Source organism: Psychrobacter sp. (genome assembly GCF_035469765.1).
In the GTDB taxonomy this organism is placed as follows: Bacteria; Pseudomonadota; Gammaproteobacteria; order Pseudomonadales; family Moraxellaceae; genus Psychrobacter.
In genome coordinates, this window is the sequence record NZ_DATIRM010000411.1 from 1 (window position 1) to 2,315 (window position 2,315).

1 protein-coding gene is annotated in these 2,315 nt (G+C 42.8%); it reads right to left on the reverse strand.

Features of this window, described 5'->3' with window-relative positions; all coding sequences use genetic code 11:
- Nucleotides 1-1,950 (reverse strand): TonB-dependent receptor plug domain-containing protein (locus VLN09_RS11400; protein ID WP_325246609.1); only part of this gene is annotated, 1,950 nt, incomplete at its 3' end.
- Nucleotides 1,951-2,315: the final 365 nt, after the last annotated feature.

The following is a 2,315-nucleotide window of genomic DNA, read 5'->3' on the forward strand; positions in this document are numbered from 1 at the left end:
ATTAAGTGCAATGCTACCATTCAAGGGCATGATGTTATATAGATCAGAGCCAGTTTCTTCGTTCTTGCCATTGATGTAGCTCAGTGAACCTGAGAGACCCCAATAACCCCAAGTATTATTGGCTAAGTCACGATCTGCGGTGATATCGATGCCATATATTCTAGCGTCTTGATTGGTATAACGTAGCACGTTGTATCGATCTGCTGTTTGGGTAGCTGCAGGTGCGTTCGTAGCTGAGTCCCACTGTACAGCATCGACATAGTCGTCGATTTTTGAATAGTAAGGAGTAGCTTTGATGTTCCAACTATCATTAGCAGCGCGCCAATCAAAAGTCGCCGATACAGTATTGGATTTTTCTGGTTGCAGGCTTGGATCACCAAAATAGCCATTACCATCACCCACAGTATTGTTCATGATAGCCGCCATTGGCCATGTCGACCATGTATATCGCTCATAAAGACTTGGGGTACGCTCTTTATGGGCAACGCCTAGCTCTATTGAGCGTTGTTCATCGATATCATAATGGGCTATCACGGTTGCATCAATATTATTATCAGTGGTGCTTCGATCACTAGCGTTGAAGTTAGCGCTATCACGAGTTTGATTAGCCATCATGTTATAGCCACTGACTTCATCGGCGCTAGTACGTACGTTCTCGTAACGAGCACCGATTTGAGTTGTCCATTTCGGCGTGATTTGCTTTTCCCATTCGCCATAGACGCCGATACGTTGGCGCTGACCATTATTGATATTTTGGAACTCATTTGGTGACATCATCCCAGTACCAGAGGCTGGCCATAAGTCGTTGAGCGTATAGTCTTGATATTCAGCACCTACGGTCACTGTGCCTTGGTTGGTCAAATCAATAATACCTTTGAGGTTAGCACCGATAGTTTTGCTATCGGTATACATTGGCATGCCATTGGCGTCATTATAAAAGAACTGTTTATCATCACCAAAGTTCATATAGTGTTCGACGTCTTCATGATAAGCCTGTGCTTCTAACTGTCCCCAATTCAACTCACCTTTGTAACGTAAGTTGATTCTATCGAGCTGATTGTCAAGCATATCCATACGCTGGTTTGGGTATAGCTCCTCTGGTACACGCTGCCACAAATAAGTGCCTTGTAGTAAATGGTCGCCGTTTTTATAAGCAAGATCTAGCGATTGATTTTTGCTTTCAAAAGCGGTAGATCCGACTTCATCTTTGGGTAATTGTTTATCACCGTTACCTGTTGCTGTGTAAGACTTAAAGTCGCCACCAGCAGTATAATTATCAGACTGAGCGTAGCTACCTTTATAAGTTAAGCTAAAAGTATCATCCGCTAGCGTCGTTGAAAGGTTGGCACCGTAGCCATTACCATTGCTGCGATAAAACGCTCCAACTTCACCTGAGGTGACTAAAGTGCTGTCCGCAGAAAATACTGGCTCTGCGGTTTCAACAACGATAGTACCGCCGATACTATTACCGCCAACACTCACTGGTGTGACGCCAGCATAGACAGTAGCGTCTGCCACTGCGCTAGGTGCGATATAAGATAGAGGTGAATTCATGCTATTTGGGCAAGAAGCAATTGAGTCCACACCGTCTACCAAAATACGTAAACGGTTGTCAGCCAAACCTCTAATGACAGGTAAGTTTGAGATACCGCCAGCACTTTGTACATTGATACCAGGTATTTTTGTCAATATGGTAGCGGTATCACTGGTCGCAACTTGTTTGCTATTGATATCATTGCGATCAAGCGTTGCAGCTGTGCCTAGAATATTGGTGCTTGCTACGGGGGCATAAACAGTGATTGTCGGTAAGGTTGCGGTTGGAAGCGCTTCGCTATGATCATAACTGTTTATGTTGGCAGTGTCAGCATAGGCGCTACTGATTTGAAATAAAGCTATGGCTAAAACACTTAGTTTTAAAGTAGGTACAGCATTCATTGGTGAAGTTGACATCTTATTTTCCTGGAAATTCTTAAACGTCTTAAACGTCTTTTATAAAATCGGTTATTCAGTTTTTTGTCCCAAGATGCCATTTAGGCCGAGCAACTATGGGCTTAGATTAGGTACTTCCTGAGTATGTTCCGAGATAAGTAGACGATATTTTGAGCACAATATTGTAAGTGCAGTGTTTTAAGCAAGCGCATATAAACGCATCAATCAGAGCATCAAATAAGCTCAATGATTGATAGCAACTGCCTGTCATTAAATATTACTGATTATATGAGTACAGATTGTGGAGGAGCACGTGTTAGAGGTCGTAAGAAATTACTAGGATAGTAGGTATTTGAGCGATACAAAAACGTAACTAAGACAGTAGA